Below are 13,438 nucleotides of genomic sequence, written 5' to 3'. Positions count from 1 at the left end.
TGGCGCTGCTGCGCCGCCACCGCTGCGACGAGATCCGGGGTTCTCATTTTTCGCGCGCGCTCGCACCGGCCGACCTAGCGCGACTCGTGCTGGAAACCCGCGTCGCCAATCGAGGGCCTCAAGCTGCTCGCGCTGTACCGCGTGCAGGTGGTGTTATGCGACCAGCGCATGCGCGGGATGAGCGGCGCCGAATTCATCAGCAAGGTCAAGGAAATGTATCCAGACACGATGCGCATCATCCTGTCCGGATATACGGGCGCGGAGACGGTGCTCGATTCGATCAACCGCGGCACCATCTACCGCTTTTATAGGAAGCCGCGGAACGACACGGACCCGCGCGACAACGTGCGGCTCGCGTTCCGCCAGTATTGGCTCACGCACGGGCAGTATGATGACCGTAAGACGCCAAGGGAGGACGAGGAGGCCGCGTGACGCCAACCAACTGCGCCACGCCTGTGTCTCCCGGAAGTGCAGGATCGAGGTCGGCCAACACATGGCGGGCCTGGACCAGCGCGCGGTCGATGGCGGGGCCGATCGCTGCCGTATTACCGGCAATTTCCAACTGCCGGAACGGCTTCAGCAGATCGAGGCCCGCGCTCTTCTCCCGCTTCAAAGCGGGCAGGTCGGCGTTCTTCCGCAGGGCCTGGCGCGCAAGATAGGCATCCAGATTGCTGCTGCCCTCGGGCTCCACCAGGTTGCGCAGCCACCTGCGCACTTCGCTTGCCGCGTTGACGAATTCTCGGCGCAAAGTAGGGTCGCCCAACAGGGGAGCCAAGGCGCGATCCATGCTTTCGGCATCGCCGCATGGCCCCGCGGCAGCGAGTATCGCGTTGAGGTCGAAACGCCCGAGTTGGCGTGGTGGAGGTGCGGCCCTACCGTCGGCGAGACGGCCTGAATCCGTCACGAAACGTTCTTGGGCACCCCGGGTCCACGTGCTGCGCATGGCTTTCAGCCACGTGCGAAGCAGTTCGGCCGGGCAGGCCGATGCCATGTCCTCCGTAAGGCCGGCCATCTTGGCCATTTCGATTGCCAGCCGTTGCTGGAAATGTCGTCCGTACTCTTCAGTCAAGTCATCGCAGCTCACTATCGCGCCGCCGAGGATGAGCGGGCGATACTTGTCCAACTGCTGCCGCAAGGACAGCACTGTCCTGAGTGGCCACATCGCTTCCGTCCATGGTTCTTGCCCATGTGCCCAGCACAGCCGCCGGTACGACGGCAGGAAGTTGGATACGCCGAAATCGAGGTAGGCACCGTTCAATGCGATGTTCGAGCAACTCAGCGTGCCATGAGGAAGCCGCTTCGCAAAGCCGGCCGCGCATTGCCAGGCCAGACGGCGCGTCAGTTCGCGCAGGCCGGCGTCCAGCAACGCCATCTCGTCGTTTTCGCTGGCTGAAAGTGTCAGACTCGTCTTGAAGTTCGTCGCGAGGCACGCCATCGCTTGCTCGGTACGCCAGCAGTCGACCGTTATTCCATGTGCAGTAGGGCCCGCGGCGCGGTTCCCATCCGGGTACATGAAATTACGCATGAAGTGCGCCGGCCGGGGGACGAAGGGGCGAATCGCCAGGGATCGCACGCAACGCGCGTCCGCATCATCGCCCAGCGGCTGCGAGTAGCGGCCTCCCGTCAGGATCACGGCGTGCACCGGCACCGCGCCGAAAGGCAGGCTGGCCTGGTACACGCCGGCGAACAGTGCCTCGGTGGCGGCCTCGAACAACATCATGGTGCCCGAGGCGTGAAACGGGTCCGCGACGGGTGCGACCAGAGGCGTCACGCCGACCCCCTTGGTTTGCAGCCCGTTCAGTGCAGTGCAGCGTCCGCTGCCGCCGGCGGCACCTGTGCCGGTACCGCCATAGCGGTCTGCCCACTCGACGCGGGTCTCGGTTTCGTACAGGTCGTCAGCTTCATAGCGCTGGGGCCGGCAATATACCTGCGTCGGGTCGACCACATCGGTGCCGTCCTGCCAGACGATTTCGGCGCGTGCCAGTCGTCGGGTCTCGACCTCGATGAGCGACGATGGGGGCAACAAGGCGGGCCTCATGCGAGTACTCCTGTGCGACCGGCCGCCATGAACGTGGTGCGATCTAGTCGGCTGACGCGCTTGCACACCGTATGCCCATTCTTGACGCGAAAATACGTGAGTTGCTCGTGTTCGCGAAACACCACATCACGCAAGTCTTCCAGCACGTACGGCAGCGAGCCTGATGCCACCGCCATATCCACTATCCAGGGACTGGTGCCGTCGTTGAATTCCCACTCGGCCAGGGGGCGCGGCTTGTCAGAGATAAAGTCGTCTTCGACGTCGGGCGTAAGGAAGGCCCAGGCGACGTAACCAACGCACTCACCATAGGCGTTCACGTAGACCTTCAATTGATCGACTCGCCGTGCATTCAGCAACAGTGCCGTCATGCCACCCAGAGGTGTCTGCGCATGGCTCGGCAGGCGCGCAGCGAACTGGCATACCAGGCCCAGGTCCACGCTTTCCCCGGCAGCGGCCGAGCCCGGTTTGAGTTGGCCACCAATGGCGGCTGTCGAATGCATTCGGTTTGCTCCTTGTTCGTGTTGAATCGACTCATGCGAGGCCTACACCGCCCCGCCCAACGCTTTGTACAGGCTTAAAAGATTCAACCAGGCTTTCAGGCGCAGGTCGATGATGTCCATTTGCGCCTTGAGTACGCCCTCTCTGCTCTGCAAGACGTCGAGTTGGCCGAAGACGCCTACTTCCTGTCGCAGGCGGGCGATGGCATACACCTTTTCTTTTTCGGCCCGTTGGACCTGTGCCGCTTGCCACCCTCGCTGCCAGCGTTCGCGCTCCAGCAGGGCATTTTCCACATCGACCAGGGCCTGGCTCACGCTGGCGCGCAACGCCAGCGCCGCATTATCGAGCGTGTTGCGGGCCACGTCGCGCTGCGCATCCAGCCGGCGCCAGTCGACCATCGGCACTGCCAGGCTTTGCCCCAGCGTCGCCAGTGGCTGGCTGAACCAGTGGCTCCAGTTCGTGCCGTTGGTGGACAGGTTCAGGTTCAGGTTCAAGGCGGGATAGCGCGACGCCTCGGCCACGTGCAACCTGGCGAGCGCGACGTCCACCGCCAGCCGTGCCTGGCGTACGTCGGGCCGGCGCTCAAGCGTTTGCGCGGGCGTACCCAGGGCCGGCTCCATCGGCTCGTCGGGAGGCAGGACGGCTTCGCCCGGCACCAGGGCCGACGGCTCTCGGTCCAGCAGCAGGGCGAGTTCATTCAGCTTCAGGCGCCGGTCGGCTTGGGCATCCGCGAGACTCTTGCGTGCTTCGTTTTGCTTGCTCACGACAACGTCCACTTCATCGGCACGCAGCTTGCCTTCCTTGAAGCGCAAGTGGGAAATCCTCAGCGCCTCGTCGGCGGCTTGCGCGAGTTCGGCCAGCATCGGCAGCTTGGCGTCGATGGCGGCGATGGTCCAGTACGCCTCGGCCACCCTGGTGCTGACGAGCCAGCGCGCGCTGCGCCAGTCCTCGCGCCGGATGTCGACCTCGGCCTGAGCACCCTGCGTGGCCTTGGCGAATTTCGACCAGAGGTCCACTTCATAGCTGAGGCTGGTACTGCTGCCATAGTTGTGCGAGGTGCTCGCGGCCGCGGCTACCGGCACGCTCACGCCATCGATCACCACGGAGGGCGCTCCCGAGTGCAACGTGCGGTTGGTATTGGCGCTCAGGCTCAGGCCGGGGCGAGGTTGTTCGTCCAGGGCGGTCAGCCTGGCTTGGATGCGGGCGCTTTGCCAATCCAGGGCCTTGCGCAGTGTATCGATATTGGTTTGCAAAGCCTGGGCTTGCAGCGCGTCCAGTTCAGGATCATGCAACACCTGCCACCAGGGCATCTCGGGAGAACTGACGGGCGCGGCGGCTGCCGCGTCGGCTTCCTGCCAAGTTGCAGGTGGCGTGGGCGCCGCTGGACGCTGGGGCGGTTTGGGCCACGCGGCGCAGCCGCCCAGGGCCACCATCAGCGCAGCCTGCAGGATTCGTTGGGAAGAAATGGAGAATCGTGTCATGGTGTATCCGTCAATCGCGTGCAAGGGCAACCACTGGACTCAGCATCGCGGCATTGCGCGCCGGCAGGTTGCCGAACAACAGGCCGATGGCCGTGCACGTGCCCAGCGCCAGCGCCAGGGCATCCCAGGAAACGACGAGAGGCAGATCCGGAAACGCGAGCCTGATCACTTGTGTCGCCAGCCAGGGCAGCGATACCCCGGCCAGTCCACCCAGGCAGCAGAGCAATACTGATTCGATCAGGAACTGGCGCCGCACGTCGCGCTGGCGCGCGCCTACCGCCATGCGGATGCCGATCTCGCGGGTGCGCTCGGCGACCGACACCAGCATGATGTTCATCACGCCGACGCCGCCCACCAGCAACGAGATGGCGGCGATGGCCCGGAGGAGTCCGGTCAGTTGGGTAAGCAGGACCGTGAAGATGCCGGTCAACGCGTCGTTGGTCTCGAGGGTGAAATCCTCGGTGCCGCCATGCAGCGCCAACAGGCGCTGTCGTACCTGCGCGCGGAAGGTCTCGGTCGGGAATGGCGTAGCGAAATGCACGCTCAAGCGGTCGGTCTCCAGATGTGTGTCGAACTTGCTGGTGTAAGTGGACTGAGGCACGTAGACATTGCCCGGAACCCTGAAAGGCAGGGTGAAGGGGGAGTCTTGCGCGTGCAGGGGCTCGGCGAGTCCGATCACGGTGAGTGGTAGGGGCCCCACCATCACTGTCTGTCCGAGCACCGGTTCGCCAGGTGCAAATAGGACGTCTCGCGCCACACGATCCAGCACCGCCACCTGCGCGGCGTTTTGCTGGTCTTGTGCGCCGATATCGCGGCCCTGCGTGATGGTTTGGTTGCCGAGCCCGATGTCGCCAACCGCGATGCCGTTCACCGTGACGGAGTCGTCGCGCCGGCCGTGCCGGGCGGTGGCGCCCGACGCATAATGGGGCACGACCGCCGTAACGCCAGGCAGGGAGCGCAGCGCCATCACGTCGCGCAGGGTCAGCGGCTGGGTGACGGCCCCGGGCAGTAATTTGCGGTTGCCCTGGCTGATGTCCAATTTGCTCGCGGAGGCTTCCTGCGCGCTGTGTCGTACGCCGCTGCGCGCAGCCTCGCCAAGTGCGTTGATACTGATTACGGCGGCAATGCCGATGCTGATGCCCAGCATGCTCAGCGCGCTGCGCATGCGATTGCCGCTCAGCGCAGCCAGGCTCATGGCCAGGGCTTCGCGCCACGGCGCCAGCCAGTGTGCGGGGCCACGCGCTGTCGAAAGCCGGGCAGGTTCCTCGCCCGGCGTGGCCGCGCGCGGCGCCGTCGTCATGGCGGCATCGCGCACGACGCGACCGTCGCGCAATTCGATGATACGTCGCGCATGGGACGCCACCTCGGCATCGTGGGTTACGAGGATGACCGTGTGCCCCATCGCATTGAGTTCGCCCAGCAGCGCCAGCAGTTCGGCGCCGCTGGCGCTGTCGAGCGCGCCGGTGGGTTCATCGGCCAGGATGATGCGGCCGCCATTCATCAGGGCGCGGGCGATGCTGACCCGTTGTTGCTGTCCGCCGGAGAGCGCGGCAGGCTTGTGCGACAGGCGCTCGCCCAAGCCCAGACGCTGCAGCAGAGAAATGGCACGCCGGTGCCGCTCGCGGCCGTTGTAGCCGGCATAAATCGCAGGCAACTCCACGTTTCCTACGGCGTCGAGGTGCGGGAGCAGATGATAGCGCTGGAAGATGAAGCCAAAGGTTTCGCGGCGCAGGGTCGCCGTCTGGTCGGGCGAGAGCTCGGGGAGGTTGTGGCCGTCCACGCACAGCCGCCCACTGCTTGGCTTGTCCAGGCAACCCAGTAGATTCATCAGCGTCGACTTGCCCGAACCCGAAGCGCCCATGATGGCGACCATCTCGCCAGCCTCGATGCGCAAGCTCACATCGTCGAGCGCGCGCACCTGCGCGCCACCGGATGCGTAATGCCGCGAGACCCGTTCCAACTCGATCAGGGACATGTCGCCGCCCTCATGTGCAGATAAATCATGTGCGTTTTAATGAACGGTCGTGCTCGGGGTAGCCGCCGGTAACGTGAGCAGCACGCGTTCGCCCGGCTTCACGCCCTCAAGCACTTGGGCGTGGGCGTCGTCGCGAATGCCGATGCGTACCTGGCGCGGATTGATCTTGCCCGTGGCGTCCAGTACCTGCACCGTGTATCGGCCGTCGTTGCCGCGCTTGTCGAGCGCGAGGACGGGCAGGGTCGGTACCTGATCGGCCCGGGCCACGTCCAGTTCGACCTGCACCGTCATATCGCTGAGCAACTGGTGATCGGTATTGTCGATGTCGAAGAGCACGTTGTAGAACAACGCGTTGCCGATGCGCTCGGGGATGGGTTGCACGACCCGCACCTTGCCTTCGTAGCGCTGTCCGTTCGCGGCCAGCGTGGTGACGTGCGCCGTCTGTCCCACCCGCACCAGGCCGATCTCGGCCTCGGCGACGCGGGCCTTGACGGTCATCGTTCGCATCTGGGCCAACGTCAGCAGCGTCGGGGCCATCTGCAGCGCATTGACGGTCTGCCCTTCCTGCACGGCGACCGCCACGACTTCGCCATCGATGGGGGCCGACACGCGGGTAAAGGTCAGCTTCAATTGCTTATCGACGAGGTCGGCGCGCCGTTGTTGCAACATGGCCTCCTGGACTTGCAACTCGGCTTCGAGCTTGGACAGGTCGGTGTCGGCTTTTTCTTTGTCCAGAATTGTGGTGGCATCGCCTGCGAGCAATCTGCGCTGGCGCTCAGCTTCGCGGCGGACGGCTTCGAGGTCGATGCGTGTGCGTTTGACGGTGGCCGCCTGCTGGGCCATGGCGGCCTCGGCTTGCTGCACCGCGTTGCGGCCGCTGTCAGAGTCCAGGCTCACCAGCAGGGCGCCGGTCTTCACCGTCTGGCCCAACTGCACATGCAATTGCCGTACTTGGCCGCTGACCTGGGCGCCGATGTCCACCCTGAGCTTGGGCTGCAGCAAGCCGGAGGCCTGCACTATCTGGACGATGTCGGTCCGTTCGACCGTGACCGTTGATGGTGCCGATAGCGGTGTTGCCCGGACGCTGAAATACAGTACCAAGCCAAATACGACCGACGCAGCAATTACCGGCCCCAGGATGGCGCGCCAATGTTCACGGATCTGACGCCAATACTTGTTAGTTGAAGCAGAATTCATTTCACTGCGATTTCGTTCGATGACCAACGACTACTGATTAAACCATCGCTACCGGAATGACGCGGATGGAAGGATCGATGGGCTGTAGTGAGAGCGGCGCCACCAGCGTGCCGCCGCAAGCCTGCTCTGCCTGAGGAAGTGCTGATCAATTTAACTATTGATTACGGTTGGATCGAGTCAGCGGCTCCCTGATTTAAGGCTCAACAGGCCTAGTCTCGATGCTTCAGCACGCGACAGCTTGGCAAGCGTTCAGTGCCTGAATAGCGACCGCAGCCCCCACGGAACCAGCAACACCATTGATCGCATAGACACAAGCAGCCGAAGCAATCGGGCCGAGGCCGGCACACGCGACCGCAGCGGTCGCCATGATGTCGGCTGCAGCCATGTTCCCAGCTCCGGCTGCGACAACCGAGCAAACGGTGCTGCACGTATCAGCCTGGGCAACTATGGGAGCGGCAATCATTGCCGCCGCAGCCGTATGTGCCGCAAACGATTTGAGCCTCGTGTTGGACAAAATTTTCATAATATTATTCCTGTAAAAGATCAAATTGAGATTGGATTGAAGAATTTCGGTAAAGCGCAAATATTCGAATGATCCAGATATTTCGCACGCTACTGATAAGATTTAATCCGCAATGGCGCAAACATGTCCTATGCGGCCCTGTAACCTGGTAACGGACGAAGCATAAAAACCTGATTGCGGCATTTACTATAGATGTGAGATTTTATAAAAATCTCTCCGATTGTAATAAAGCAAGATATTTTCCGTTTTTTATTAAAAAACATAACTGCGGAATTTTTATTTCCCTCGTCTCAGGAAATCTTCATAATCAAGGATTAAAACACGACAAGATTCCGCGCATCCGAATTGCCTGAAGCGATGACCCAAGGGTTCTGCAACGGTCCCTGATTCATGAGCGTACCGCATCATCTTGGTTGAATGGGGCGAACCAGGTAACCAGAAATGATGGAATCGTGGCGAGCATTACGACAGTAAAATAGCTGACATAGCCGAGCATCTGTTGCAAGTGGCCGCTGATTACTCCGGTCACCATCATGCACAGGGCCATCAATGCCGTCCCAAATGCGTAATGGGAGGTCGGGTATTTTCCTGGTGCGAGTTGTTGCATCAGGTAAATCATGTAGCCGACCGAGCCGAATCCGAAAAAGAACTTCTCGATGGCGACGCTGGCGGTGATGATGATCAGGTTGTGCGGTTGTGAAATGCTCAGTAACAGGAATGCCACGCCCGGAATATTCACTGCGCATGAAAGAAGGAAAAGCAGGAAGGGCTGCAAACCGCGCCGAGTGACGAAAATTCCGCCCAGCAGTGAGCCAAACAGAAATGCACCAAGGCCGACGGTCCCATAGACGATTCCTAATAATTCGTTGGATAGTCCCAGTCCGCCTTTGGCGACAGGATCGACCATAAAGAATGGGCCAATCTTTTCAAGCAGCCCTACGCTGGAGCGGAACAGGAAGGCGAACGCTATCATGACCCAGGCACCGGGTTTTTGAAAAAACGTGACGAATGAATCCCACAGGACATGCCACGCGTCGCGCATCGATGTTCCCGTATTTCGGGAACGTGCGCCATCCGGCATTACGATCGAATGCCAGGCCGCCATCACCAACGTAATACCGCCGACGATCAGGAAGATAATGCGCCAGGATTCGATCCATTCCGGCCCGGCCACGGTGGCGTCGTGATGAAAGGAGTGCGTATGCAGCCATCCGCTCAGGTAGACCAGACCGCCCGAAGCGACGATCGGACCGATATTCCAACTCAGGCTTTGAACGCCACAATACAGCGATTGGACCTTGCTGCTCAGCGACGTAACGTAGACACCATCGAACGCAATGTCCTGGGTCGCCCCGAAAAAGGAGATGATCAGAAAAGCAATCATCAGGAACGTGATGTAATTCGGCAGGACCATGATCAGCGCGGCACCAGCAAAGCCCACGCCGACTGCCATCTGTGCCCATAGCGCGAAGAACTTCTTGGTACGGTACATTTCAACGATGGGCGCGAACAACGGTTTGATCGTATAGATGAAGAGCAGGCAGCTCGCATACTCGGCCGCCTGTGCATTGTCCATGCCCAGATTCTTGAACATGATCGCGACCACGCTTGTCAGCGTCATCGAAGTCAGTGCCATTGTGAAATAACCGGACGGCACCCAAAGCAAAGGGAATGTTTTCGACAGTGACGGGCGCATCATGATTTCTATTTTCCGTAACGTGATCAACCCGCAGCGCTACCTCCGCCCTGGTTGGGGTTGTGCCGCAATCACTCAACGCGACCGGACTGTCCTATCCCTCTCATCCGCGCGCCGCGCGCGCCCCAGCATCCAGATGGCGGAGGATCCCAGCGTGGCTGCCAGTAGACTCGACAGTGCAGAGGCTCGCGCTTCGGCCAGCCAGAATGCTGAAATCACCCAGGCGAGCGTGACAAAGGCGGCGATCGGCGTTACCGCGCCTCGACCGGGCTTACCGCGCGCCAGGTCCGCGCGTGTCGCCTGGATCGGATACCAGATATGGGTCGCCACTACTGAGACCGTGCCGCCCACGAGGCAGAGCAACAGTCCCGGTACTGACGGCAGATTGATCGTTGTGATAAACGCCACGGCCGGGAGCGCCAGCACCCAGGTGGGCAGCAACGCAGCCAGGGCCTTCATCCAGCGCAACCGGGACAAGGAAACCGGGGCCATGTGCAGTAATTCCGGTACGTCCTCAGCCGCGATCGTGATCCACGCGAGGCTGCCTGCCAGCGATGCGGCTAGGTATACCGTCAGCGGCCCTAGCAATGACATCAACGTGGCCGAGTCCGCATTCTGCTGCACGTTCGAGTACACGACCGGAACGACCACGAAGGTCAGTTGCATCAGCGTTTGCGAAATCAGTACAGGCTCCCTGCGGATCAGGCGCCATTCTTTCCTCAGTACGGCCTGCCACAGAGCGGATTTGAAGCATATCGTCTCCGACTGGGGCGTTGCCAGCGTGCGCACGGCGCTGCCGGTCACCGACTCCTGCGTGCCGGCCAGAAAGCGATGGTGGGTCAATCGCACGGTCAGCCAGAAGATGCCCGGTCCCGCGACGAACATGACCAACACGGGCAATGGCGCGCCGCCCATGGCCTGTGACGGAAGCCACAGGAGGCTGTCCGGCGCAAGCGGACCACCCGGCGCGGCCCAGCGGGTCAGCGCGGCAACCAGATGCTCCGTCGTTGTTGCATCGAATATTTGCCGCAACTGAAATAATAGAAATGTCGCGGTAGTGACCATGGTACCCAGGATCTTGCCCAGACTCCGGGTGCGGCGCGCACCCACCAGGCGCACCAGGACCAGGCACAGATTCATGCCCAGCGCCGTTACCGCCAGGGCCAGCGACGGCAGGGTCAGGTACACGGCTAGGAGGTTCCAATACCCGAACAGCACGCCTACGTTGACCACGGGTGACAACAGGAACAGGAGTGTCTTGCCGGCGTCCGCTGCGATACCCAGGCCGCGCGCCATGAACACAGTGCGCGCCGGCAGGGGGGACGACAGCAACATGTCGAGGTCGCCGCGATCGAATAATGCCGATACCGAGCCAGCTACTGCCCCGGAGAGCATCACGCCGATGACAAGCCAGGTGGCACCGCCCAGAATCTGTGCCGTCCATGCGGGCAGCGTGCCTGTGGCGCCTGACCATCGCCGGAACAGCACGTAGGCTCCGACATGCAAGGCCAACCACAGTGCGGCGAGGACCGCGCCGACCACCACTCGCCGGCGCTTATCCGAGCCACGCCAGGCCAGCCGAAGCTCATGCTGGATCAGCCAGCGCGTGCTGCCGGGGCGCGCTGCTGCCATCAACTTCATGTCTCACCCCCCGCAGTGAGTTGCAGGAACACCTCTTCGAGTGTGCTGTCTGGCTTGCCTTGAGCGGAAACGTCGGCGCGCAATTCATCCAACCCGCCCTGGGCGATGACCCGGCCTCGATGAACAATGCTGATGCGTTGCGCGAGGCGTTCGGCGATTTCCAAAATGTGCGTCGTGAGAATAACGGTGCCGCCACGGGCGACCATCTCGAGCAGCAGGTCCTTGACGAGCCGCGCGGCCGCAGCATCGAGCCCAGTCAGAGGCTCGTCCAGGATCAGCACCACGGGATCGTGAATCAGTGCGCCGGCGAGGGCCAGCTTCTGTTGCATGCCGCGCGAATAACCCTCGACAAGTTCGCCCGAGTGCTTCCACAAATCGAGAAGGCGCAGCAATTCTTCGGCCCGTCGCATCGCGATATCGGGTGTGATACCCCATAGGCCAGCGACAAATTCCAGATATTCCAATGCACGAAGCTTGCCGTAAAGCAGAGGGTCGTCGGGCAAGAATGCCAGGTTTGCCTTGGCTTGCCCAGGCTCACTCATCATGTCGTGGCCCATAACATGGATACGCCCGGAATCCGGATTCAGCAACCCCGCCACCATGCGCAAAGTCGTCGTCTTTCCGGCGCCGTTCGGACCCAGCAGAGCGTGGAATTCGCCTTGCGGGATCGTCAGGTCCAGACGATCCACTGCCGGAATGCCGCCGAAGCGCTTCGTGAGACCGGCGATCTCCAGTGCAGGGGGGCGAAAACTCATCATTTTGCTTCCGTCTCTCATGTGTGCCAGCCGCGATGATCCTTTTTACTGGCCTGGCGTTCAGTGCGAGCCGGCCGCCGAAAGACGATTGACCAGCCGTTCGACTTGCAGCGGGAGCATGTTTTTATCGGATGTAGTTTTCGTCGACAGGGCGAATGATACGAACTTATGGTTGACGGTTGCGTTGCAAATGCCGACGTCCACGCTTACTCCAGGAATGGATTGCCATTTGCAGGACGGCTTGACCGTCTTGGCACCCTGCGGAAGCGCAGCGCTCGTCACGATGAGAGACGGCAACGGTGCGTCCCGGGCGGTGATGGTACAGATGTTGATGCCCGGGTTTGCCGCGCCTTTCGTTTCCGGTACGTCCTTGTGCTCCGCTTTAGACGTGGAATTTTCCAGCTTGAACGCGACGAGTGCTTCGCGGTCCACCAGGTCGCAAGATGAGTCGGATGAGGCGGCGAAAGCCATCGTCGGTAAAATGGACGCAACCAGCAGGAACGCAAGAGTATGACGCATCATAGGCCTAAAAAATATTAATATAAAATTAACTAATCGAAAAGTATAAAAACTTGCTTTGATTTTACAAATCAGATTGCCGGGTGCAATGATGCCCGCCGAAACCACCGACGGCCCGAAGTAAGGAAGAGCAAATATAGGGCGGCAAAACTAAGTGCCGGTGGAGCACCCGCTGTAATGTATTCGAATCCTGTCAACCCAGGTGAAAATGCCCACTGGACACCGAGACTTGCCGCCGCAATCAAGAACTTGATAATGCGTGCCCAATTCTTTCGGCGCGCGATCTCGATATTCAGGTAAGCACCGAACGCAAACCCGCCGAATGGCAAAGCTAGGCTAAAGATGCCAGGACCATGTGCACCAGGACCGGTTGGTAGGATGCTGATTGCAACCGGCAGGAAAAATAAATATTGTACGACGCTAAGCGCAAGGGCCAGCCAGAGCAGCTTCAAGGCCCAGCGGACTTCAACTGGTGCCCGGGTTCTCGACTCGCTGATGGCCCCGAGGTTATCCGATGCAGGCAGATTGACATCGCTTTTTGGAATCATTTGTCGGTGCGGGAATAGTAGTGAATGGTCGTAAAAATCCGGATGCCAGACATTGCATCTTCAGCCAATCTTCCGTGCGCTGAATATATGGACTAGAAAAAAAGGGATATTTTCGTGAATTTTATTGTTGCCTGTCTTGGGCAGAGTTTTAACTTCATCACGTAGCGCGATTTCATGCGCCCGGACGATTCATGACAATTGAGGAAAAATAAACTTCTATCGTTCCCGTGCGATGTACCTCGTCAGCCCAGCGCTTCCTTGGAACCGAAAACTTGGCGCCAATATATATTTTAGAATTCTTTCAATTGTCATTAATTGTAACGAACTGAAAGTTGATCCTCCTGATAGCAAAATTCGTAATGAAAAATCCTTGCTTCCAACTTTTTAGGTTATCTTCTGCGGCCGGCACAGTGCGGTGAGCCGAAAAATCGCAATACGCCATAAGTGGACATATTCGAATTGTTCAGGTTGACGGCCGCCGCATTGCCAAGGGCTTCGGCCTGCTCGTCCTGTACCGCGTGCAGTCGTGTTATGCGATCAGCGAATGCACTCGATTAGGTGTTTAGG

Annotated in this window: 12 protein-coding genes; 1 reads left to right on the top strand and 11 read right to left on the bottom strand. The window is 60.6% G+C overall.

What is annotated here, in order from left to right; genetic code table 11:
* Window positions 1-168: 168 nt before the first annotated feature.
* A complete protein-coding gene (locus tag ASC93_RS32595; protein ID WP_307188984.1) occupies window positions 169-432 on the top strand; it encodes a hypothetical protein in 264 nt (87 codons plus the stop codon).
* Here the strand turns inward: ASC93_RS32595 and ASC93_RS10820 are convergent.
* From ASC93_RS10820 to ASC93_RS30625, 11 genes are all read right to left on the bottom strand, one after another.
* Window positions 374-2,038 (bottom strand): hypothetical protein, encoded by a 1,665-nt coding sequence (locus tag ASC93_RS10820; protein WP_056441062.1) that lies wholly within the window; start codon window positions 2,036-2,038, stop codon window positions 374-376. The genes ASC93_RS32595 and ASC93_RS10820 overlap by 59 nt on opposite strands.
* A complete protein-coding gene (locus ASC93_RS10815) occupies window positions 2,035-2,538 on the bottom strand; it encodes a toxin-activating lysine-acyltransferase (RefSeq protein ID WP_056441059.1) in 504 nt (167 codons plus the stop codon). The genes ASC93_RS10820 and ASC93_RS10815 overlap by 4 nt, the downstream gene beginning before the upstream one ends.
* Window positions 2,539-2,580: 42 nt before the next feature.
* A complete protein-coding gene (locus ASC93_RS10810; RefSeq protein WP_082547935.1) occupies window positions 2,581-4,017 on the bottom strand; it encodes a TolC family protein in 1,437 nt (478 codons plus the stop codon).
* A gap of 10 nt (window positions 4,018-4,027) precedes the next feature.
* A complete protein-coding gene (locus ASC93_RS10805; protein WP_056441052.1) occupies window positions 4,028-5,992 on the bottom strand; it encodes an ATP-binding cassette domain-containing protein in 1,965 nt (654 codons plus the stop codon).
* A 36-nt stretch (window positions 5,993-6,028) separates the two neighbouring features.
* Window positions 6,029-7,189 (bottom strand): efflux RND transporter periplasmic adaptor subunit, encoded by a 1,161-nt coding sequence (locus ASC93_RS10800; RefSeq protein ID WP_082547934.1) that lies wholly within the window; start codon window positions 7,187-7,189, stop codon window positions 6,029-6,031.
* A gap of 223 nt (window positions 7,190-7,412) precedes the next feature.
* A complete protein-coding gene (locus tag ASC93_RS30635) occupies window positions 7,413-7,772 on the bottom strand; it encodes a hypothetical protein (RefSeq protein ID WP_157201852.1) in 360 nt (119 codons plus the stop codon).
* 328 nt (window positions 7,773-8,100) lie between these two features.
* Window positions 8,101-9,411, bottom strand: coding sequence for an MFS transporter (locus ASC93_RS10795; RefSeq protein ID WP_229412679.1), 1,311 nt, complete (start codon window positions 9,409-9,411; stop codon window positions 8,101-8,103).
* 72 nt (window positions 9,412-9,483) lie between these two features.
* Window positions 9,484-11,049 carry a hypothetical protein gene (locus ASC93_RS10790; protein ID WP_157201851.1) on the bottom strand — a complete coding sequence of 522 codons (1,566 nt, stop codon included), beginning with the start codon at window positions 11,047-11,049 and terminating at the stop codon, window positions 9,484-9,486.
* Window positions 11,046-11,807 carry an ABC transporter ATP-binding protein gene (locus ASC93_RS10785; protein ID WP_229412678.1) on the bottom strand — a complete coding sequence of 254 codons (762 nt, stop codon included), beginning with the start codon at window positions 11,805-11,807 and terminating at the stop codon, window positions 11,046-11,048. The genes ASC93_RS10790 and ASC93_RS10785 overlap by 4 nt, the downstream gene beginning before the upstream one ends.
* A 57-nt stretch (window positions 11,808-11,864) precedes the next feature.
* Window positions 11,865-12,326, bottom strand: a complete 462-nt coding sequence (locus ASC93_RS30630; protein ID WP_162251848.1) for a hypothetical protein — start codon at window positions 12,324-12,326, stop codon at window positions 11,865-11,867.
* 68 nt (window positions 12,327-12,394) lie between these two features.
* Complete coding sequence (locus ASC93_RS30625) at window positions 12,395-12,871, bottom strand: hypothetical protein (RefSeq protein ID WP_157201849.1); 477 nt, start codon at window positions 12,869-12,871, stop codon at window positions 12,395-12,397.
* Window positions 12,872-13,438: the final 567 nt, after the last annotated feature.

This window comes from Massilia sp. Root335 (assembly GCF_001425685.1).
GTDB classification, from domain to species: Bacteria; Pseudomonadota; Gammaproteobacteria; order Burkholderiales; family Burkholderiaceae_D; genus Telluria; species Telluria luteola.
The sequence above is the reverse complement of the archived record's forward strand: the minus strand, read 5'-3'. Positions and strand labels throughout refer to the sequence as shown.

What these genes read in the sequence shown, in the direction of transcription:
- ASC93_RS10815 (WP_056441059.1), bottom strand. Translation starts at nt 2,538, where the DNA reads ATGCATTCGACAGCCGCCATTGGTGGCCAACTCAAACCGGGCTCGGCC.
- ASC93_RS30630 (WP_162251848.1), bottom strand. Translation starts at nt 12,326, where the DNA reads ATGATGCGTCATACTCTTGCGTTCCTGCTGGTTGCGTCCATTTTACCG.
- ASC93_RS10790 (WP_157201851.1), bottom strand. Translation starts at nt 11,049, where the DNA reads ATGAAGTTGATGGCAGCAGCGCGCCCCGGCAGCACGCGCTGGCTGATC.
- ASC93_RS10800 (WP_082547934.1), bottom strand. Translation starts at nt 7,189, where the DNA reads ATGAATTCTGCTTCAACTAACAAGTATTGGCGTCAGATCCGTGAACAT.
- ASC93_RS10805 (WP_056441052.1), bottom strand. Translation starts at nt 5,992, where the DNA reads ATGTCCCTGATCGAGTTGGAACGGGTCTCGCGGCATTACGCATCCGGT.
- ASC93_RS30625 (WP_157201849.1), bottom strand. Translation starts at nt 12,871, where the DNA reads ATGATTCCAAAAAGCGATGTCAATCTGCCTGCATCGGATAACCTCGGG.
- ASC93_RS10820 (WP_056441062.1), bottom strand. Translation starts at nt 2,038, where the DNA reads ATGAGGCCCGCCTTGTTGCCCCCATCGTCGCTCATCGAGGTCGAGACC.
- ASC93_RS10795 (WP_229412679.1), bottom strand. Translation starts at nt 9,411, where the DNA reads ATGATGCGCCCGTCACTGTCGAAAACATTCCCTTTGCTTTGGGTGCCG.
- ASC93_RS32595 (WP_307188984.1), top strand. Translation starts at nt 169, where the DNA reads ATGCGCGGGATGAGCGGCGCCGAATTCATCAGCAAGGTCAAGGAAATG.
- ASC93_RS10785 (WP_229412678.1), bottom strand. Translation starts at nt 11,807, where the DNA reads ATGATGAGTTTTCGCCCCCCTGCACTGGAGATCGCCGGTCTCACGAAG.
- ASC93_RS10810 (WP_082547935.1), bottom strand. Translation starts at nt 4,017, where the DNA reads ATGACACGATTCTCCATTTCTTCCCAACGAATCCTGCAGGCTGCGCTG.